General features: G+C 70.5%; 16 protein-coding genes. 6 read left to right on the top strand and 10 right to left on the bottom strand.

The features are described 5' to 3' along the window. Nucleotides 1-130: 130 nt before the first annotated feature. The 3 genes from BUQ68_RS19720 to BUQ68_RS19710 form a co-directional block, all read right to left on the bottom strand. On the bottom strand, nt 131-1,657 hold the full coding sequence (locus BUQ68_RS19720) for a sugar ABC transporter ATP-binding protein (RefSeq protein WP_075217735.1): 1,527 nt from the start codon (nt 1,655-1,657) through the stop codon (nt 131-133). Between the two features lie 132 nt (nt 1,658-1,789). Further along, entirely contained in the window at nt 1,790-2,785 is a 996-nt protein-coding gene (gene rhaS / locus BUQ68_RS19715) for a rhamnose ABC transporter substrate-binding protein (protein ID WP_075217734.1), read from the bottom strand. A 90-nt stretch (nt 2,786-2,875) separates the two neighbouring features. Then, a complete protein-coding gene (locus BUQ68_RS19710; RefSeq protein WP_075217733.1) occupies nt 2,876-3,688 on the bottom strand; it encodes a DeoR/GlpR family DNA-binding transcription regulator in 813 nt (270 codons plus the stop codon). A gap of 238 nt (nt 3,689-3,926) precedes the next feature. Here BUQ68_RS19710 and BUQ68_RS19705 point away from each other — a divergent pair, with 238 nt between their 5' ends. Together BUQ68_RS19705 and rhaI are read left to right on the top strand one after the other, a co-directional pair. Further along, nucleotides 3,927-6,029 (top strand): bifunctional rhamnulose-1-phosphate aldolase/short-chain dehydrogenase, encoded by a 2,103-nt coding sequence (locus BUQ68_RS19705; protein WP_075217732.1) that lies wholly within the window; start codon nt 3,927-3,929, stop codon nt 6,027-6,029. A 19-nt stretch (nt 6,030-6,048) separates the two neighbouring features. Continuing rightward, complete coding sequence (rhaI, locus tag BUQ68_RS19700; RefSeq protein ID WP_075217731.1) at nt 6,049-7,341, top strand: L-rhamnose catabolism isomerase; 1,293 nt, start codon at nt 6,049-6,051, stop codon at nt 7,339-7,341. Between the two features lie 104 nt (nt 7,342-7,445). On the opposite strand, the gene BUQ68_RS19695 is transcribed toward rhaI, so the two are convergent. Beyond that, a complete protein-coding gene (locus BUQ68_RS19695; protein ID WP_075217730.1) occupies nt 7,446-7,748 on the bottom strand; it encodes a hypothetical protein in 303 nt (100 codons plus the stop codon). Between the two features lie 369 nt (nt 7,749-8,117). Here BUQ68_RS19695 and BUQ68_RS19690 point away from each other — a divergent pair, with 369 nt between their 5' ends. Then, complete coding sequence (locus BUQ68_RS19690) at nt 8,118-9,590, top strand: helicase HerA domain-containing protein (protein WP_075217729.1); 1,473 nt, start codon at nt 8,118-8,120, stop codon at nt 9,588-9,590. Between the two features lie 9 nt (nt 9,591-9,599). Here BUQ68_RS19690 and BUQ68_RS19685 read toward each other — a convergent pair whose 3' ends face one another. Next, on the bottom strand, nt 9,600-10,517 hold the full coding sequence (locus BUQ68_RS19685) for a LysR substrate-binding domain-containing protein (protein ID WP_075217728.1): 918 nt from the start codon (nt 10,515-10,517) through the stop codon (nt 9,600-9,602). A 94-nt stretch (nt 10,518-10,611) separates the two neighbouring features. Here BUQ68_RS19685 and BUQ68_RS19680 point away from each other — a divergent pair, with 94 nt between their 5' ends. Then, complete coding sequence (locus tag BUQ68_RS19680) at nt 10,612-11,616, top strand: NAD-dependent epimerase/dehydratase family protein (RefSeq protein ID WP_075217727.1); 1,005 nt, start codon at nt 10,612-10,614, stop codon at nt 11,614-11,616. A 125-nt stretch (nt 11,617-11,741) separates the two neighbouring features. On the opposite strand, the gene BUQ68_RS19675 is transcribed toward BUQ68_RS19680, so the two are convergent. The 4 genes from BUQ68_RS19675 to BUQ68_RS19660 form a co-directional block, all read right to left on the bottom strand. Then, nucleotides 11,742-13,250: a DEAD/DEAH box helicase gene (locus BUQ68_RS19675; RefSeq protein ID WP_075217742.1), complete on the bottom strand. Its 1,509-nt coding sequence runs from the start codon at nt 13,248-13,250 to the stop codon at nt 11,742-11,744. Between the two features lie 276 nt (nt 13,251-13,526). Continuing rightward, entirely contained in the window at nt 13,527-15,401 is a 1,875-nt protein-coding gene (locus tag BUQ68_RS19670; RefSeq protein ID WP_075217726.1) for a monovalent cation:proton antiporter-2 (CPA2) family protein, read from the bottom strand. Nucleotides 15,402-15,471: 70 nt separating this feature from the next. Further along, nucleotides 15,472-16,032 carry a glutathione-regulated potassium-efflux system oxidoreductase KefF gene (gene kefF / locus BUQ68_RS19665; protein WP_075217725.1) on the bottom strand — a complete coding sequence of 187 codons (561 nt, stop codon included), beginning with the start codon at nt 16,030-16,032 and terminating at the stop codon, nt 15,472-15,474. A 101-nt stretch (nt 16,033-16,133) separates the two neighbouring features. Next, on the bottom strand, nt 16,134-16,631 hold the full coding sequence (locus BUQ68_RS19660; protein ID WP_075217724.1) for a MarR family winged helix-turn-helix transcriptional regulator: 498 nt from the start codon (nt 16,629-16,631) through the stop codon (nt 16,134-16,136). A gap of 163 nt (nt 16,632-16,794) precedes the next feature. Between BUQ68_RS19660 and BUQ68_RS19655 the strand changes: the two genes are divergently transcribed. Together BUQ68_RS19655 and BUQ68_RS19650 are read left to right on the top strand one after the other, a co-directional pair. Beyond that, nucleotides 16,795-17,217, top strand: a complete 423-nt coding sequence (locus BUQ68_RS19655; protein ID WP_075217723.1) for an organic hydroperoxide resistance protein — start codon at nt 16,795-16,797, stop codon at nt 17,215-17,217. Nucleotides 17,218-17,405: 188 nt separating this feature from the next. Further along, nucleotides 17,406-19,505, top strand: coding sequence for a DUF6030 family protein (locus tag BUQ68_RS19650; RefSeq protein ID WP_075217722.1), 2,100 nt, complete (start codon nt 17,406-17,408; stop codon nt 19,503-19,505). Between the two features lie 82 nt (nt 19,506-19,587). Here the strand turns inward: BUQ68_RS19650 and BUQ68_RS19645 are convergent, their stop codons facing one another. Next, on the bottom strand, nt 19,588-19,932 hold the full coding sequence (locus BUQ68_RS19645) for a cupin domain-containing protein (RefSeq protein WP_075217721.1): 345 nt from the start codon (nt 19,930-19,932) through the stop codon (nt 19,588-19,590). Between the last annotated feature and the right edge of the window lie 21 nt (nt 19,933-19,953).

The following is a 19,953-nucleotide window of genomic DNA, read 5'->3' as shown; positions in this document are numbered from 1 at the left end:
GCGCCGGCCGTCAACGTCCCGCACCGCCGGTGCCACTCGCCCCGTCGGCTGGATCCCGGCGTCCGCCGGGATGACCGCACGGGAGAGAGCGGCGTCGGGCGAAACGCCGCCCATGGCGAACCAACCTCCATCACGCGCCCCCCTCGTTGCCCGTCGCCGCGCGCACCAGCGTCTCCGGCGTCAGCCCCGCCCGGTCGAACGTCCCGGCCATGCGACCCTCGCGCATCACCACCACCCGGTCGGCCATGCCGAGGATTTCCGGGATCTCGCTCGACACCATGATCACCGCCAGCCCCTCGCCGGCGAGTTCGCTCATGAAGGCGTGCACCGCCGCCTTGGAGCCGATGTCGATGCCCTTGGTGGGCTCGTCGAGGATGATTACCTTCGGTCCCGTCGCCAGCCACTTGCCGATCACCACCTTCTGCTGGTTGCCGCCGGACAGCGTGCCGACCGGCTGCGAGAGCGACGCGGCGCGAAGGTCCAGCCGCTCCGCGTAGGTGCGAGCGAGCGCGAACTCCTCGGCCATCCGCAGGAAGCCCCGCCGCGCCGTGCGGTGGAGCGAGGGCAGCGAGATGTTCTCCGCGATGCCCATGGGCAGGATGGCCCCGTGCCGCCCGCGCTCCTCCGGCACGTAGACGATGCCGGCCCGGATCGCGTCCGCGGGCGCCGCCACCGTGATCGGACGGCCCTCCAGCGTCACCGTGCCGGCGCTCGGCCGCGTCACCCCGAAGAGCGCCTGGCAGACCTCCGACCGGCCGGCGCCGACGAGCCCGTAGAGCCCGAGGATCTCGCCGCGCCGGAGCGTGAACGACACCCCGTCGAATTCCGTCGGGTGGCAGTAGTTCTCCACCGCCAGCACCGTCTCGCCGATCCGCGCCGGCGTTTTCGGAAACACCTGGTCCACCGCGCGGCCGACCATCATCTTCACGAGGTCGCCGTGGTTCACGTCCGCAAGGCCCCCGGCGCCCACCGCCTTGCCGTCCCGGAACACGGCGAAGTCGTCGGCGATGCGCCAGACCTCCTCGAACTTGTGACTGATGAAGAGGATGGCCTTCCCCTTCGCCTTCAGCCGCTCGATGATGCGGAAGAGGTCCTCCACCTCCTTGTGGGAGAGGGCGGCGGTCGGCTCGTCCATGATGACGATCCGGCTTTCCACCGAGAGCGCCCGGGCGATCGCCACCAGGTGCCGCTGGCCGATGGAAAGATCCTTCAGCCGGGTGCGCGGGTCGATGTCCGCGTCCACCGAGTGGAGGAGGGCGGCGGACCGCGCCCGCATCGCCGCCCAGGAGATCAGACCGAAGCGGCCGCGCGGCGCGTGGCCGAGCCAGATGTTCTCCGCCACGGTCAATTCGTCGAAGAGCACGGTCTCCTGGTGGATGGCCGTGATGCCGGCGGCCTGCGCGTCCGCCGCCGTCTCGAACCGCACCGGCGCCCCGTCCACCCGGATCTCGCCGCCGTCCGGCCGGTAGATGCCGGTCAGGATCTTCACGAGGGTCGACTTGCCTGCCCCGTTCTCCCCGATCAGCGCCGTCACCCGCCCGGGCCGCAGCGCCAGCGCCACGTCGGACAGCGCCTTCACGCCGGGAAAGCTCTTGGAGATGCCGCGCATCTCCAGGATGGGCTCGGCGAGGGCAGGGGAGGGGCTTGGCATATGCATGAGGCGCGCTGTCCTCTGGCGTGACGCGACAAGATCCTTCCCTTGAAAGGAAGGATGTATGGCAGCCCCCTCCCTGCCGAACCGGCGGCACGACAGGGCGGAGAGCCGCGATGGAAAGCGAACCCGCCGCGATCAGAAGATCTTGGCGAACTCTTCCACGTTGCTGGCGTCGTAGGTGAACGGGTCGGCCATGGCGCCTTCGCCGTTCTCGTCGAACGCGACGGAACCCACGCGGCCGATCGGGATGGTCTCGCCCGGCTCGCCCTTCGCGTTGCCCTTGACGATGTGGTAGGCGATCGTCGCGGCCGAATAGCCGAGATCGATCGGGTTCCAGATCGAGAAGGACTTGGACGCGCCCGACTTCACATGGCCGGCCATCTCCGACGGCAGGCCGAGGCCGGTGACGAACACCTCGCCCACCTTGCCGGCGTCCGACACCGCCTGGGCGGCGGCCACGATGCCGACCGAGGTCGGCGCCACGATCACCTTCACGTTCGGATAGGTCTGCAAGAGGCCCTGGGTCTCGCGGTAGGACTTGTCGGCGAGGTCGTCGCCATAGACCGTCGTCACCACGTTGATGCCCGGATAGTTCGGCTGCGCCTTCTTCAGCTCCTCGATCCAGGTGTTCTGGTTGGTCGAGGTGGCGGTCGCCGACAGGATGGCGATGTCACCCTTGCCGTCCGGCAGGGCCGCCTCGGCGAGCTTCAGGAGCTGGTTGCCGATCAGCGCGTTGGACGACGGGTTGAGGTGCACCATGCGGCCTTCCGGCGCGACGCCGGAATCCCACGAGATCACCTTGATGCCGCGGTCCATCGCCTTCTTCAGCGCCGGCGCCACCGCGTCCTTGTCGTTGGCCGAGATGGCGATGGCGTCCACCCGCTGGGCGATCAGCGCGTTGATCACCTCGATCTGCCCTTCCGCCGTGGTCGACGTCGGGCCGGTGTAGATGATCTCCATGTCGCCGACTTCGGCGGCGGCCTGCTCGGCGCCCTTCTGGGCGGCCTCGAAGAAGCCGATGCCGAGCGCCTTGACGACGAGGGCGACCTTGACGTTCTCCGCCTGCGCGGGGCCGGCGATCAGCGCGGCGGCGAGCGCCGTGCCGAGAGCGAGTGTCTTCAGAAACGACATGCTTTTTTCCTCCCTTTTGACTGCACGTCATCCGCGCCGCCGTCCCGAAGACCGAACCCGGGGTCTCACCCCCAAGTCTCCCACCGGTCGTCAGGCGACGGACGAGGATGTCCTCTCCAGACCGGCCTCCGCGGCATCCGCGATCACGAGGGTCAGGCCGGCGGTCTCGATCATCCGGCGCGCCTCGTCCGTGATGGCGTCGTCGGTCACGATGGTGGTGGCCCGCTCCAACGGACAGAGGATCAGGCTGGAGCGGTTCTGGAACTTGGAGCTGTCGACGAGCAGCACCAGCTCGTCCGCCTGCCGCATCAGCCGCTGCTCGGACTGGATGATCAGGCTGTCGCTCTCCATGATGCCGAGCGACGACACCCCTTGGGCGCCCATGAACATCCGCCGCGCGTAGAAGTGCGCCGTGCCGTCGTTCTCGAACGGCGACAGGATGATGTTCTGCTCCCGGTAGATCGTCCCGGCCGGCACGATCACCGTGCACTTGGTGTTCTTCACCAGATGCTCGGCGATGGCGAACGAGTTGGTCATCACCTGCAGCCGCCGGCCGACGAGGTTGTGCGCCAGCTGGAACGTGGTCGTCCCGCCGTTGATGATGATGCTCTCCCCGTCGGCGCAGAGCCGCGCCGCCGCCCGGCCGATCGCTCGTTTCTGCACGCTGTTGACGGACTCGCTCACCCGGAAGGGGCGGGCCGCCAGGGTGCCGACCTGCGGCGGGTGCAGCGCCTCCGCGCCGCCACGCACCTTCCGCAAGCGGCCCTGCAGGGCGAGGGCCGCGATGTCACGCCGGATCGTCGCCTCCGAAACGCCGGTCATCTCGACGATGTCCTGCACCGTCGCAACCGGCCGTTCCTGGACGGCGCTCAGAATGATCCTCTGGCGCTCACGTTCGTGCATCTACGTCTCCCTTGGTGCGGATCAAATCGTTTGAACTCTCGAATGTCAATCATCATCGGTCAAAAATAGTCATGTTGCGCTGCAGTATGATCGATATTGATTGGATGCGATTGACAGCCCGACCTTGCCTGCGCGATATCTTCCCCGGTCGACGATGGTCGGGGACGGGGCGACGACGCCCTGCTTTCCGGACCGTCACCCTTTCGCGAAGACGAAGAACTGCCCCTGGGAGGCGCCGATGGCCGACGTGGCCGACATCCAGCTTCTGGAGAACCGTTGGGACGAGGCTTACGCCGCGACCCTCGACGAGCCCGGCCGGCTCCTCTACCGGTCCAACCTCCTTGGCGCCGACAAGCGTATCACCAACTATGGCGGCGGCAACACGTCGGCCAAGGTGCTGCACAAGGACCCGCTCACCGGCGAGGACGTGGTCGTCCTCTGGGTCAAGGGTTCCGGCGGCGACGTCGGCACCATGAAGCGCGACGGCTTCTCCACCCTCTACATGGACAAGCTGGAGCAGCTGAAGGGCCTCTACCGCGGCCTCGAGCACGAGGACGAGATGGTGGGCTACCTGCCCCACTGCACCTTCAACCTCAACCCGCGCGCCGCCTCCATCGACACGCCGCTGCACGCCTATCTGCCCTACCGGCATGTGGACCACATGCACCCGGACGCGGTGATCGCCATCGCGGCGACGGCCAACTCCCGGGCACTGACCCGCGAGATCTTCGGCGACGAGATCGGCTGGCTGCCCTGGCGCCGCCCTGGCTTCCAGCTCGGCCTCGACCTCTCCGCCTTCGCCCGCGACAACCCGAACGCCAAGGGCGTCGTCCTTGAAAGCCACGGCCTCTTCACCTGGGGCGACACCGCCGGGGAGAGCTACGAGACCACGCTGCGGATCATCAACACCGCCATCCGCTATTTCGACGGCAAGACGCGCAGCCGGCCTGCCTTCGGCGGCGCCGTCGTGTCGCCGCTCGCCGAGACGGACCGGCAGGCGGTGGCGGCGAAGCTGCTGCCGGCCATCCGCCAGCGCATCAGCGCGGCGGAGCGCAAGGTCGGCCACTTCGACGACAGCCCGGCGGTCCTCGACTTCGTCAACAGCCGCGACCTGAAGCCCCTCGCGGCCCTCGGCACCTCCTGCCCGGACCATTTCCTGCGCACCAAGATCCGGCCGCTGGTACTTCCCTTCGATCCGGCGTCGAACAATCTCGACGCAGTCCTCTCCAGCCTCGACGACGCCATCGCCGACTACAGGGCCGACTACACCGGCTACTACGAGCGCTGCAAGCACCCCGACAGCCCGGCCATCCGCGACCCGAACGCCGTCATCTATCTCGTGCCCGGCGTCGGCATGATCTCGTTCGCCAAGGACAAGGCCACCGCCCGCATCGCGGCGGAGTTCTACGTCAATGCCATCAACGTCATGCGCGGCGCCTCCAGCGTCGACACCTATGTGGGCCTCTCCGAGCAGGAGGCCTTCAACATCGAATACTGGCTCCTGGAGGAGGCCAAGCTCCAGCGCATGCCGAAGCCGAAGTCCCTCGTCGGCCGCGTCGCCCTCGTCACCGGCGCCGCCGGCGGCATCGGCCGGGCGATCGCCGGCAAGCTTCTCTCCGAGGGCGCCTGCGTGGTGCTGACCGACATCGACGGCGCCGCGCTCGAGGAGACGAAGGCGAACTTCGCCAAGAGCTTCGGCGCCGACCACGTGCGCGCCGTCACGCTCGACGTCACCGACGAGGCCGCCGTCGCCGACGGCTTCACCCGCGCGGTGGTGGACTATGGCGGGCTCGACATCCTCGTCTCCAACGCCGGCATCTCGTCCTCCGCCCCGGTGGAGGAAACGACGCTCGCCATGTGGAACCGCAACATCGACATCCTGGCCAAGGGCTATTTCCTGGTCGCCCGCGAGGCCTTCCGGCTGATGCGCGGCCAGAAGCTCGGCGGCTCGGTGGTCTTCATCGCGTCGAAGAACGGCCTCGCGGCCTCCCCCGGCGCCTCCGCCTACTGCACCGCCAAGGCCGCCGAGATCCATCTCGCCCGCTGCCTGGCGCTCGAAGGCGCCGACGTCGGCATCCGGGTGAACGTGGTCAATCCGGACGCGGTGCTGCGCGGCTCCAAGATCTGGACCGGCGAATGGCGCGAGCAGCGCGCCGCCGCCTACAATCTCCAGCCGGACGACCTGGAAGAGCACTACCGCAAGCGCTCCATGCTGAAGCTCTCCGTCTACCCGGAGGACATCGCCGAGGCGGTCTATTTCCTCGCTTCCGACCTTGCCGCCAAGTCCACCGGCAACATCATCAACGTGGACGCCGGCAACGCCCAGAGCTTCACGCGCTGACCGCCTCGGGAGGAACCCCATGTCCGCTCACCCCATCGGCGAGGACCTGATCGCGGCGGAGAACGACCGCCGCGCCGGCGACCACGCCACCGACTACGCCGCCCTCGGCGAGAAGCTCGCCCGCCGCGGCGTCGACATCGACGCCGTCACCGAGGCGACCCGCCGCTTCCACGTCGCCGTCCCGTCCTGGGGCGTCGGCACCGGCGGCACGCGGTTCGCCCGATTTCCGGGCGGCGGCGAGCCGCGCGGCATCTACGAGAAGCTCGCCGACTGCGCCGTCATCCAGCAGCTCGGCCGCGCCACCCCCACCGTCTCGCTGCACATCCCGTGGGACAAGCCGGCCGACGTCGCCGACCTCAAGGCCGCCGGCGATCGCCTTGGCCTCGGCTTCGACGCCATGAACTCCAACACCTTCCAGGACCAGCCCGGCCAGAGCCCGTCCTACAAGTTCGGCTCGCTCTCCCACACCGATCCGGCCGTGCGCCGGATGGCGGTGGAGCACAACATCGAGTGCATCGAGATCGGCCGCGCCCTCGGCTCCAAAGCCCTCACGGTCTGGATCGGCGACGGCGCCAACTTCCCCGGCCAGAGCCATCTCACCCGCGCGTTCGAGCGCTACCTGGATGCCATGCAGGCGGTCTACGCCCGGCTGCCGGACGACTGGACGCTCTTCGTCGAGCACAAGATGTACGAGCCGGCCTTCTACGCCACCGTCATCCAGGACTGGGGCACCAGCTATCTGGCCGCCACCACCCTCGGCCCGAAGGCCAAGTGCCTGGTCGACCTCGGCCACCACGCGCCGAACGTCAACATTGAGATGATCGTCGCCCGCCTCCTGCAGTTCGGCCGCCTCGGCGGCTTCCACTTCAACGACTGCAAGTACGGCGACGACGACCTCGACGCCGGCTCCATCGACCCGTTCCGCCTCTTCCTGGTCTTCAACGAACTGGTCGACGTGGAGGTCGGCGCCGGCCTGCCGCCGCTCGCCCACATGATCGACCAGTCGCACAACGTGACCGACCCGATCGAGAGCCTGATCCGCTCTGCCGACGAGATCCGCCGCGCCTACGCCCAGGCGCTCCTCGTCGACCGCGAGGCCCTCGGCGCCGCCCAGGAGGCGAACGACGCCATCCTGGCCTCAGAACTCCTGAAGATCGGCTTCCGCACTGACGTCACGCCCATCCTGGCAGAAGCCCGCCGGCGCGACGGCGGCGCCCTCGACCCGATCGCCACCTACCGGGCGAGCGGCTATCGGGCCAAGGTCTCCGCCGAACGGCCCGCCGCGAAGGCGGGCGGCGGCGGCATCGTCTGACCCGTTCCAATCCCTGCACGCACGAAAAAGGGCGTCGACCTCACGGTCGGCGCCCTCTTGTCAGATCAGGACCCGGCGATCCGGGCCCTTGTTCCCGCCGGCGTTCAGTCGGTCAGGAAGCCGTCGCGGGTCGGGATGTAGGACTGGCCCTGGAAGGCCGGGACCTTCTCGGCCTGCAGGCGCACGTCGCGGTCGCGGCTCGTCTCGGCCGGATCCCAGGCGGCGGTGCCGGTCGCGAAGCGGGCGCTGTCGTTGGTCGACACGGCCGAGCCGGCGACGGGACGCTCGGCCAGACGCTCCACGTAGGAGTCGCGGCTGGAGTTCGCCGGATCCCACGCGAAGGCGGGGGCCGTCGAGGTCAGGGCGACGGCGGCGAGGGCGACGGTGGCGAAAACAGTGTTCTTCATGATCGTATGCCTTATGCGATGACGGGGCCGGGCAATGCGTCCGGTCGCCTCCGGGGCCGTTGGCGGGGTTCGTTCCCGTTCGGCTCGGTGATGCTGAGATAGGCCGATCGAAGCGAAAGCGGAAGCGGCCCTCCGGTGAACTCACCGTTACCAAAAAAGTGAATGTTCACAGGGAGATGACGCGATTTTCACGAACCCGTGCAGTGCACAATATCGCCCCTTGCCGATGCCTGCTGCCGCCCCCATCTGTGCGCGCCGCGGTGGGAAACACGCCCTGTCGCGCTTTATTCCGGGCGCCGAATCGGCAAGGGTCCATTCCTGTCCCGGAACGGGGCAGGCGGATCGTTCGGCGTTAGGGTTTCGTTCAGTATGACGGTCAGCGTGGATATCGGCACCCGGACGAGCGGCCAGCGGGCGGTCGTCGACCTTGAGGAGCTGCTGGCGACGCGCCTGCTGGTGCAGGGCAACTCCGGCTCCGGCAAGTCCCACCTGCTGCGCCGCCTCCTGGAGCAGAGCGCCCCGTGGGTGCAGCAGTGCATTGTCGACCCGGAGGGCGACTTCGTCACCCTCGCCGACAAGTTCGGCCACGTGGTGATCGACGCGTCCGGCACCGAGCGTGATCTCGCCCTCATCGCCAACCGGGTCCGCCAGCACCGGGTCTCCGTGGTGCTGAACCTGGAGAGCTTGGAGGTGGACAGGCAGATGCGCGCCGCCGCCGCCTTCCTGAAGGGCCTTTTCGACGCCGAGCGCGATCACTGGTATCCCATGCTGGTGGTGGTCGACGAGGCGCAGCTCTTCGCCCCCGCCGCTGCCGGCGACGTGGCCGACGAGGCCCGGCGCCTGTCGCTCGCCGCCATGACGGACCTGATGTGCCGCGGCCGCAAGCGCGGCCTTGCCGGCGTCATCGCCACCCAGCGGCTCGCCAAGCTCGCCAAGAACGTCGCCGCCGAGGCGTCGAACTTCCTGATGGGTCGCACCTTTCTCGACATCGACATGGCCCGCGCCGCCGATCTCCTCGGCATGGACCGGCGCCAGGCCGAGACCTTCCGCAACCTCGACCGCGGCCAGTTCGTCTCCCTCGGCCCGGCCATGTCGCGCAAGCCCGAGCCGGTGAAGATCGGCCCCGTCGAGACGGTCGGGCGCGGCGGCAGCCCGAAGCTCGTGCCCTTGCCCGGCCAGCCGGCCGAGGACGCCGCCGACCTCATCTTCCGCCGCCAGGAGGGCGAGGTGACGCCCCGCGCCGCCGCCGCCCCGGTCTCCACCGCCGACGTGCTCAGCCAACTCGCCCGCTCCCGCCCGGAGCCCGCCCCGCCGCCGGAGGCGCCGGACCTCTTCGCCAGCGTGGAGCGCGACGCCGCCGTCGACGCGGTGATGACCGCGCTTCTTGCCGAGCCGGACGCCGCCTTCCAGTCGGTGTCCATCCTCTACCAGGACTTTCTCGTCCGCTGCCGCATCGCCCGCGTGCCCGGCGATCCGCCGGACCTGCCCACCTTCCGCCGGCGTCTCGCCATCGCGCGGGCGGGCGTCGAACAGGGCACCATGGAAAGCGCCGACTGGGACCAGGCCACCCTCGTCGCCGCCTCCCTGCCGGAGGACATCCGTGGCGTCTTCCTGCTCGTCGCCCGGGCGGCGCTCCAGAAGGCGCCGTGCCCGTCCGACGCCGACATCGCCAAGGCCTACGGCACCCGCTCCCCCGCCCGCGCCCGCCGCCTCCTCGCCTACATGGAGGAACGCGGCTTCCTCGTCTGCGCCTCGGACCTGCGCGGCAACCGCCTCGTCATGCTCCCCGACCTCGGCTGGCAGACCGCCCCCGGCGACGCGGACGCGGTGGCGGCGGAGTAGTCCGCCCCGTCAGCCCCGCCCCAGCAGCGCCTGGAACCGATCCGGCTGCAGGGCGGCCATCTCGCGCCCCAACCAGTCCCGGAAGGCGGCCTCGACCGGCCGCAACGGGCGGCTCCGCGCGCTGACGAACCAGTAGGCGAGTCCGGTGGGCACGCTGGTCGCGAAGGGCGCGACGACACGTCCTTCCTTAAGGGCATCGTGGGCTACGGTCTGCCAGGCGAGCATGACGCCATGGTCCGCGGCGGCGGCATCCAGGCAGAGGCCCGAGTCCGAGAAGATCGACCCGGAGCGGAGAATGCCTTCGTCGAGGGCGTGCGGCGTCAGCCACGTGGACCACGAGACGATCGACCCCGCGTCGCGCAGGACCGGCACGGTCGCCAGATCGGCGGGCGTCCGCAGCAGCCTCGCCCGCGCCGGGGCGCACACCGGGAAGACGTGCTGGTCGAGAAGCTTTTCGGCGCGAAGGTCCGGCCACGAGCCGTGGCCGACCCGGATCGCCACGTCCGCGCCGTCGCCGTCGAGAGTGGAGAGGGCGACCGTCGCGTCGATCCGGATGGCAAGGTCCGGCCGGTCCGCGGTGAACCGGGCCAGACGCGGCACAAGCCACTTGGCCGCCAGAATCGGCGCCACGGACACCGTCAGGCAGGTCTCCGGCACCGGCTGGGTGAGGGCGACGGCGGAGCCGAGCGCGCGAAAGCCGATGGAGAGCTGGGCGATCAGATCGACGCCGAACGCCGTCGGCTCCAGACCGCGGGGCGTCCGCATGAAGATCTGTCGGCCGAGCTGCCGCTCGGTCTTGATGATCTGCTGGCTGACCGCGCCCGGCGACACGCCGAGATGCGCGCTCGCCTTTGCGAGCGAGCCGAAGCGGCCCGCCGCCTCGACCGCTCGCAGTCCGTTGAGGTGAACGCGCGCCAAGGGATCCATGGAGCTTTTCTATACCCCTCGGCGAAAAAACTCCATCGTCGGCGGACGGTCGTGCCGCCCATGCTCGAACCCTCGACGTGGATGGAGGTTCGACATGGTCCGTTTCTGGATGCCCGGTTCCGGCGACCGCGATCGCCATCGTGCCGCGCGCGACGAACAGGCCCGCGTCACGGCCCTCCGGGTGGCCGACCTGCCCTTGCCCGCCGCCGGGCCGCCCATGCTGGTGACCGGCTCGTCCGGACGGCTCGGCCGCGCATTGGCTGCGCGGCTCGATCCCCTGGAGGTGCGGGGACTGGATGTGGAACCCGGCCCCGCGACGACGGTCCGCGGATCGATTCTCGACCGCCGCGCGCTCGCCGAGGCGCTCGCCGGGGTCGACAGCGTCGTCCACCTCGCGGCCCTGCACGCGCCCCATATCGGCCGCGTGCCGGACCGGCAGTTCCGCACCGTCAACGTCGACGGCACGGCCAGCCTCCTCGCCGCCGCAAGAAAGGCGGGCGTGCGCCGGTTCGTGTTCGCCAGCAGCACGTCCGTCTATGGGGCCGCGCTCGCGAACCGGTCGGCGGCGGTCTACGTCACGGAGTCCCTCGCCGTGGCGCCGCGCGACGTCTACGACGACACGAAGCGCGCCGCGGAGCGTCTGGTCCTTGCCGCCGACGGCGATTTTCCGGACGGAACGGTGGTGCTCCGCATCGGCCGATGCGTCCGGGAGACGGCGCGGTTGAGGGCCTGGCACCGCTTCTACAGGGGGTTGGCCGCGGCGGACGCGGCGCGGGCGCTGCACCGCGCGGCGCGGTCCGGGGTGGGCGGCGTCTTCAACGTGGTCGCGCGGACCCTGCTTCAGGCGGAGGACGCGGCGGGCCTGAAGGACGATCCGCTCGCCATCCTGCGGCAGCGCTACCCGGCGTTCGACTGGCGGGACGAGGACTGGGCCGTGCTCGCCCGCGACGGCATCGACCGGGTCTACGACGGCTCATTGGCCGCCACCCGCCTCGGCTTCGCCAGTCGGTGGGACACGGTGGCGTGGCACGAGCGCGCGATGCGCCGAACCCGCGTCCGCCTGACCCCGCCCACCGCGTCTCCGTGGTGGTCCGCGTAGGCGGACCACCCACGCTTTTCCACCCCCATCCCCCACGAAAAAGCCCGCCGGAGCATCACGCTCCGGCGGGCCATCATCTCTTCGCCTTGCGACGGCGACGAACCCGTCACCGTCTGGGCAATCTCTCAGCCGCGGTCGCGGCGGGGCTGGCCGCCCTGACGGGGCGCGGGGGCGGCGGCGGGGCGGCTCGGCTGGGCGAGGAAGCCCACGCGGCCAAGGCTCGCCTCGGCGGCGCCGGTGTCGCGCTGCTGCGGCCGGGCCTGGCCGGCCGGCTTGGCGGTGCGGTCGCCCTGACGGTCGAGCGGACGCCCGTCCCGCGCATGGGTGTGGTGGCCGGCATCCGTGCCGCTGGCGGCCGGCTTGCCGCCGCGCCGGTTCTGGCCCTGGGCCGGACGCGCGCCGCCGCGATTGCCGCCGCGCTCGTCCGGACGGCCGCCGCGACCGGGCCCACGGGCGGCGCGCTCGTCGCGCTCCGTCTCGCTGCGCGGCATCTGGCGCACTTCCACGGTACCGCGGCGATCCTCGGCCGGGATCTTCTGGCGGGTCAGCCGCTCGATGTCCTTGAGGAAAGCCCGCTCCTCCTGGTCGCAGAAGGAGATGGCGATGCCGCTCGCCCCGGCGCGCGCGGTGCGGCCGATGCGGTGCACGTAGCTTTCCGGGATGTTCGGCAGGTCGAAGTTGACCACGTGGCTGACGCCGTCCACGTCGATGCCCCGGGCGGCGATGTCGGTCGCCACCAGGATCGGTGTCGCGCCGGACTTGAAGCCCGCGAGGGCCTTCTCGCGCTGCGCCTGGCTCTTGTTGCCGTGGATGGCGACGGCCGCGATGCCGTCGGACTCCAGCGAGCGGACGACCCGGTCGGCGCCGTGCTTGGTGCGGGTGAAGACCAGAACCCGGTCCGGCTTCTCCTCCACGATGATGTCGCGCAGAAGCGTGCGCTTGGCGCCCGTCTCGATGTGGATGACCTTCTGGGTCACCCGCTCGGCGGTGGTCGCCACCGGCGTCACCGTCACGGTGATCGGGTTGGTGAGGAGGTCGCCGGCGAGCTGGCCGATCTCCTTCGGCATGGTGGCCGAGAAGAACAGGCTCTGCCGCTCCTTTTTCAGGCCGCGCACGATCTTGCGCACCGAATGGACGAAGCCCATGTCGAGCATCTGGTCGGCTTCGTCGAGGACGAACACCTCGGTCTGGTCGAGCGAGAGCGCGCCGGAATCCAGGTGGTCCATCAGCCGGCCCGGGGTGGCGATCAGAACGTCCACGCCGCGGCGCAGGCGATCCTCCTGCGGCCGGTGGCCGACGCCGCCGAACACGGTGGCGATGGAGATGTTCGGGATGTAGCGGCCGTAGGTCTTGAAGCTGTCGGCGATCTGGGTCGCCAGCTCGCGGGTCGGCGACAGCACCAGGCAGCGCACGCGCCGCGGCTGGGCGAGGCGCCCCTTGGCCAGATGGTTGAGGATCGGCAGCGCAAAGGCGGCCGTCTTGCCGGTGCCCGTCTGGGCGATGCCGAGCAGGTCGCGTCCCTTCAGCAATTCGGGGATCGCCTGGGCCTGGATCGGGGTGGGGGTGGTGTAGCCTTCGTCAGCGAGGGCCTTGAGCAGAAGATCGGAAAGTCCGAGGTCGGAAAAAGAGGTCAAGAAACCGTCTTTCGAATAGGCGACGGCGACCGCCGCATCCAAATAGGAGCGCGGGACGACTTCGCGGGTGTCGAACGCCCCGCGTGAATGGGCCATTCAGGAAAATCGGTCCGGCGACGCCTCAGGCTCATGGCCGAAGCGGTCGTTCACGCGACCGTCTCATGGTGCGGTGCACAGCATCCGCATGCATCCATGTGGAGGATATGCGGCGGGAAGTCAAGGTTGATGCGGATCTTGCGTCAAACTGGCCGGGTCGCGGCGCGAAAAGCACGGCGCTCACGTGGCGCGCCGCACCTCCTCGCGCAGGCTTTCGCTGTCCCAGCCGGCGTCTTCCACATCATGCACGGTCTGGAAGTCCCGCCGCAGCACGCCTTCCAGCATCTCGCGCCGCTCCCGGAAGGCGAGGCCGTAGGCGTCGCGGTCGGCAGTGCCGCGCATGGTCCGCAGAAGCGCCATGGTCTCCAGATCGTGTCGGCGGAAGATCCGGCCAATGCGGGCCGATTCGAACGCCGGAACGCCGAGCGCCTGCAGCGTCTCCACGCCGAGCTCCACGCTGCCTGCGAAGGTCTCGCGCACCACCGCGTCGGCGCCCAGCGCCTCCAGGTCGTAGGCGTGCGGCCGGTCGAAGGCGCGCGCCACGATCTTCAGGTGCGGGAAATTGCGCCGCGCCATCTCGATGATGGCCGCCGTCGTATCCTTCTCGTCCGTCGCCACCACCAGAACGGATGCCTCCTCGGCCCCGGCGGCGTGCAACAGGTCGTGCCGGCGCGCGTCGCCATAGTAGAGCTTGAAGCCGAACCGGCGCAGCGCCTCCAGCTGCTCCGCGTCGTGCTCCAGCACCGTCACCTTGATGCCGCGCCCGATCAGGATGCGGCCGACGATCTGGCCGACCCGGCCGAAGCCGGCGATGATCACCTGGTTGCGCTCCTCGATGGTGTCCGGCTCCCGGTCGTCGGGCGCGTCGGTGCGCCCATGGGTCAGCTTCTCGAACACGATGAGAAGCACCGGCGTCGTCAGCATGGAAAGCGCCACCGCCGCCGTCAGAAGGCTGCCGGTGCCGGCGTCCAGCACCCGGTTCTGTCCCGCGAACGACAGGAGCACGAAGGCGAACTCGCCGATCTGCGACAGCGCGATCGCCATCAGCGCGCTGTCCGTGTGGCCGAGCCTGGCCATGCGGGCGACCGGGTAGAGCACCGCTGCCTTGATGGCCACCACGCCGAACACGATGGCGGCAAGCAGCAGCGGGTTCTCCATCACCAGCGGCAGGCTGATCGAGGCGCCGACGGAGATGAAGAAGAGGCCGAGGAGAAGGCCCTTGAACGGCTCCAGGTCCGTCTCGATCTCGTGCCGATACTCGCTGTCGGCCAGCACCACGCCGGCCAGGAAGGCGCCGAGCGCGGGCGACAGCCCGACCGCTTGGGTCAGAAGCGCCGCGGAGGCCACCAGCAGCAGCGCCGTCGCGGTGAAGATCTCGCGCATGCGCGACGTCGCCATGAAGTCGAGCACCGGCCGGAGCACCAGCCGGCCGACGACGCCGATCAGCACCACCGCCAGGATCACCGCCAGAGCCGCCAGCCAGCCCGGCATGTCGTCCATCAGCGTCGGCGCCGCGTGCGCCTCCACCGGTGCGCCGCTGGCGCCGAGGAGCGGGATCACCGCCAGGATGGGGATGACGGCGATGTCCTGGAAGAGGAGCACCGAGAAGGTCGCCTCGCCGGGCGGGCTCTTCAGCAGCCCCTTCTCGGCGAGCGCCTGCAGCACGATTGCGGTGGACGACATGGCCAGGATGAGCCCAATGGCGAGCGACGGCCCCGCCGCCTGCCCGGCGAGCCAGGCGACCGCCGCGATCATCACCGCCGACAGGCCCACCTGCAGGCCGCCGAGGCCGAACACCGCCCCGCGCATCTGCCAGAGCCGCGATGGTTGCAGCTCCAGGCCCACCAGGAAGAGCATCATCACCACGCCGAACTCGGCCACGTGCATCACGTCCTCGCCGGCGTTGACGAGCCCGAGCACCGACGGCCCCACCACGACGCCCGCCACCAGATAGCCGAGCACCGAGCCGAGCCCCAGCCGCTGGGCGATCGGCACCGAGGCCACGGCCGCCGCCAGATAGGTCGCGCTTTCCACAAGAAATCCGTCGGCGGCCATGGTCGATCCTCGGGGGTTCTTTGATCTTCAGCAGGTCGTCAGCGTCGCCGTCAGGCGGGGAGGGTGCTCGTCAGCCCGCGACGGCCCGGACCGGCGAGCCGTCGCGAAGCGCCGACAGGCGCGCCCGATAGGCCTCCGCCGCCGCCTCCACGTCCGATGCGCTCACCACATGCGCGCCATGAAGCACGAAGGGCGGCTGCCACACCATCCGGCAGAGGTTGGCGGTCGCCTCGAACGGCCGCAGCATCTCCTCCACCGACCAGCGGTTCAGCCCGTCGGGCGAATAGGCGCGCTCGCCGCCGCCGGCGGTCACCGCCTGCATCCACAGCTTGCCGTCGAGCTTGTGGCCGTTCCGCCCATAGGCCCAGCCGTGCTCCAGCACCAGGTCCTGCCACTCCTTCAGAAGCGCGGGCGCCGAATACCAGAACAGCGGATGCTGTGCCACGATCGCATCATGCTCCAAAAGCAGCGCCTGCTCCCGGTCCGGGTCCACGGCGAAGTCCGGATAGTGGTCGTAGAGATCGTGGACGGTGACGCCCTCCACCCCCCGCGCGGCCTCCAGGAGGACGCGGTTGACCCGCGACCGGCGGATGGCCGGATGGGCGAAGAGCACGAGAACGCGACGGTGCATGAGGAGCCTCGGGTCGATGCGGGGTCGGCTGCGGCCAGTCCGACATTAATGTGGTTTCTCCCGTCGCGGTATGGCCGGCGCGAGGAGAATGGCCGTCCCGCTCAGCCGGTCCGTCCGGTGCGCCCGTCCCGGTCCGATCCGCTCGCCCGCCTTTCGCGCCCCAGCCCCGCCCGCAGCGCGTCCAGCCCCGCCTGCACCCCGCGGGCGTCGATGCCCGCCGCGCCGACCGCGCAGGCCACCGCCTTCGGCACGTCCGCCGCCCGCCCGCGGAGCGCCTCGCCGCCCGGCGCCAGGGTGACGATCACCTGCCGCTCGTCCGTGGCCGAGCGGGTGCGGCGGACGAGCCCCGCCGCCTCCATCCGCTTCAGGAGCGGCGTCAGCGTGCCGCTGTCGAGCGACAGCGCCTCGCCGATCGCCGAAACCGTCCGCCCGTCCCGCTCCCACAGCGCCAGCATCACCAGGTATTGCGGATAGGTCAGGCCGAGCGGGTCGAGCAGCGGCTTGTAGAGGCGGTTGAAGGCGTGCGCCGTCGCGTAGACGCTGAAACAGAGCTGGTCCGCCAGTGTCAGGCCGTCGGCGGGCGGGTCCCTCTCGGACATGGGCTTCCTTTCGGGGGGCGCGGCCTCGGGCCGGTCATCACGAAGACGTTCCGCAAATCATATTGCGCACAATCAAATAGCGTGCAAGACATATCAGCGACGGAGGGTGTGTCCTCCGGATCCCGCGGCCCGACCGGGCCGGCCCTGTCCAGAAAGGCCGATCATGAAGATCCTCTACACCACACGCGCCACCGCCGCCGGCGGCCGCGACGGTCTCGCCCGCTCGGAAGACGGCAACCTCGCCGTCAAGCTGGTGGTTCCCAAGGAGATGGGCGGTCCGGGCGGGGAGGGCACCAACCCGGAGCAGCTCTTCGCGGCCGGCTATTCGGCCTGCTTCCTCGGCGCGCTCCGCTTCGTCGCCGGCAACGAGAAGATCAAGATCCCGCCGGAGGCGACCGTTACCGCCACTGTCGGCATCGGCCCGCGCGACGACGGCACCGGCTTCAGCATCACCGCCGAACTCGCCGTGTCGGTTCCGGGCCTCGAGCCGGCCGTGGTGGAGGACCTCGTCCAGAAGGCCCACGTGGTCTGCCCCTACAGCCACGCCACCCGCGGCAACGTCGACGTGAAGCTCAGCGTCGCCTGAGCGGACGGTTCCGCCAGCATTGGCCGGCGCTTTCCGCCGGCCGCCGCCGTTGACACGAGGCCGCGCGCTTTCCGCGCGGCCTTATTCATGCAATATTTCTCCTGTCAATCTTCACTTCTCTAAGGGTCCGTTCATCGCGCCCTCCCATTCTCCAACGATGTGCTGCCTCGCGTATCGAGTGAAGTTCCATGGCGAACGCCCCCAAGCCGACCTTGTCGTCGCCGATCGACCTCGACGAACAGGATCTCTTCATCGACCCGGACGTGATCGCCGATCCGGGCTATGACGAGTCGCCGCTGGTGCGGCAGAACCGGCGGGGCCTCATCGTGGCCGGGGTGGTGGCGCTCCTGATGGGCGGCGTCGTCCTGAAGATCGGCGTCGATCCCATCGTGGCGGTCGGCGAAGGCCTCGTCCGCATGGTCAGCGAAGGCATCGCCTCCCGCACCCGCGTGGTGGTGGAGGAGACGGTCCAGCGCCCGGTCGACCGGCTCGCCGTCCTGTCGCCGGACGCTCGCAAGGCGCTGCTCGGCACCGAGATCGCCGACGCGCCGATCAGCTTCCGCTGGAACCAGGTGGTCGATCCGGAACGCTTCTGCTCCATTCTCGGCGGTGCCGGCCTGCCGAACGACGGCTGGAAGCCGCTCTACGACGGCAGTCCCATCTACCAGTGCATGACCGATCTCGTGCCCGTGCCCGGGTCCAAGCCCGTCGCGCCGCCCCCGGTCGAGACGCCGGCCGCCGACATCACCGACCCGAACGCCGTCCAGTCCGCCAGCCTGGATGTGCCGGTCCGCGAGCCGCGGCCGTCCACTTTCTTCTTCTCTGCGCGCGGCACCAGGGACCGGCTGGAGACCGTCCGCTTCAAGCTCAACCTCGACGATCCCTCGGTGAAGACCGACGCGGAAAACCGGCTGATGGCCTTCATCGAGAAGGCCGGCGATCTCGTCGCCTGGTCGATGCCCGAAGCCGCCCGCGAGTCGGTGCGGGAGCGCACCCGCTATTTCGGCGCCGCGAGCGGCGTCACCGTGCAGATCCACCCGGAGAACTCCGGCGCCGACCGGATCAACGTCGTCTTCCTGATGATGGAGCCCGCGCCCATCCTCGCCGGCGACCGGCTGACGCCCTATCCGGGGCCGCGACCCATGCTGGCGCCCAATCCGAACGCGGTCGTGCTGCCGGCCGACCAGGCGCTCCCGGTCGATCCGAGCCTGGAGGCGGAGGTCGCCGCCGCCGCCATCTCGCAGAACACCGGCATCCAGCGCGTGACCGCCACCCAGTTTCCCTCCGACCCGCCCGTGATCGGCACCCCGCAGCTCGCCGCCGATCCCGCGGCGCTTGCGCCGACGCCGCTCGCAGAGACGCCGCCCGACGCCGCATCGACCGATCCGGCGACGGCCGCCGACCCGGCCGCCGACCCCATCGGCGCGCTGGTGTCCGCCGAAACGGATGCCCCGCCCGTCGCCGAGCCCGCCCCGCCCGCCTCGGAGCCCACGCCGCCGTCTGCCGCCGCGGCGCCTTCGAATGCTTCAGCGTCTCCGGCCGTCGCCGCTGCTCCCGCGCCGCCTGCCGCGCCTGCGCCGTCAGCCGCCCCCGCACCCGCCGCCCCGGCCGTGACACCGGCCGCCCCCGCGCCGGTCACCCCGATCGCGGCCACTCCCGCACCGCCCGTCCCGCCCGTCGTCATCGCCGAACCGTCGCCCGTCGCGCCCGCGCCGCCGGCCGTCGCCCCTGAACCGCCCGCTGTCGCCGCCGCCCCGGATCCGGCCCCGCCCGTGTCGCAGACCCCGCCCGCCCTGGAAGGCGCGGCGCTCCGCACGGCCGCCTTGCCGACCGTCGATCCCGCCGCCGCGCCGGCGCCTGCCGCGCCCGCTTCGCCCCCGGCCGCATCCCTCGATCCGGCGACACCGCCGGCCACCCCCGAGGCCGTCGCGGCCGTCGCGCCGGAGGCCCTGCCGCCGTTGCCACGCCGCAAGCCCCCCGTTCCGGTCGCCGCCGTCACGGCGCCCACGACGGCGCCCACGGCTCAAACGTCGGCCCCCGCCACTCCGCCGGTCGCCGCCGCTCCGGCAGCCAGTCCTGCACCGGTGGTCGCCGCCGCGCCGGCCCGCGCCGCGCCGCCGCCGGTCGCCGAGGCGCCCGCGCGCCGCAAAGGCCCGCTCGTGCTCCTGCCCGATCTCGCCCAGCCCGCGCCGGGGGCCCCGGCGGCGTCCAGCGCTTTCGTACCGGACGACAACGCCCTGCCGGGTGTGCGCACCTCCAGCGGCCTCTTCCCGCCCGCCGGCAACTGACTTCTCCACCCGACACGAAAAGGCCCGATCCGCCAGAACGGACCGGGCCTCCTTCGCGGGCCGACAGTGGTGGTGGGAGCGGTCAGCCCAGGAATTCCTCGCGCCGCGGCGTGAACACGTCGATCAGCGCGCCCGGTTCGAGCGCCACCACGCCGTGCATGGCGTTGGTCGGCACGATGAAGGTGCCGCCCTTCTCCAGCCGCTCGGTCCGCCCCTCGATGGTCACCTCGAAGGCACCGTCCTCCACCAGACTCGCCTGGATGTGCGGATGGTTGTGCAGACTGCCGACGGCGCCCTTCTCGAAGGTCACCCGCACCATCATCATCTGGTCGTTCTGCACCAGGATCTGGCGGCGGATGCCCGGCTCGGTCGGGGTCCACTCGTTGCCTTCCGGCCCGGTGAAGAGGTCGTCGTGGTATTTCGCCATTGGGGGATGCTCCTGCAGATC

This window comes from Mongoliimonas terrestris, from assembly GCF_001927285.1.
In the GTDB taxonomy this organism is placed as follows: Bacteria; Pseudomonadota; Alphaproteobacteria; order Rhizobiales; family Pleomorphomonadaceae; genus Chthonobacter; species Chthonobacter terrestris.
This window is presented reverse-complemented; position numbering and strand designations above follow the sequence as displayed.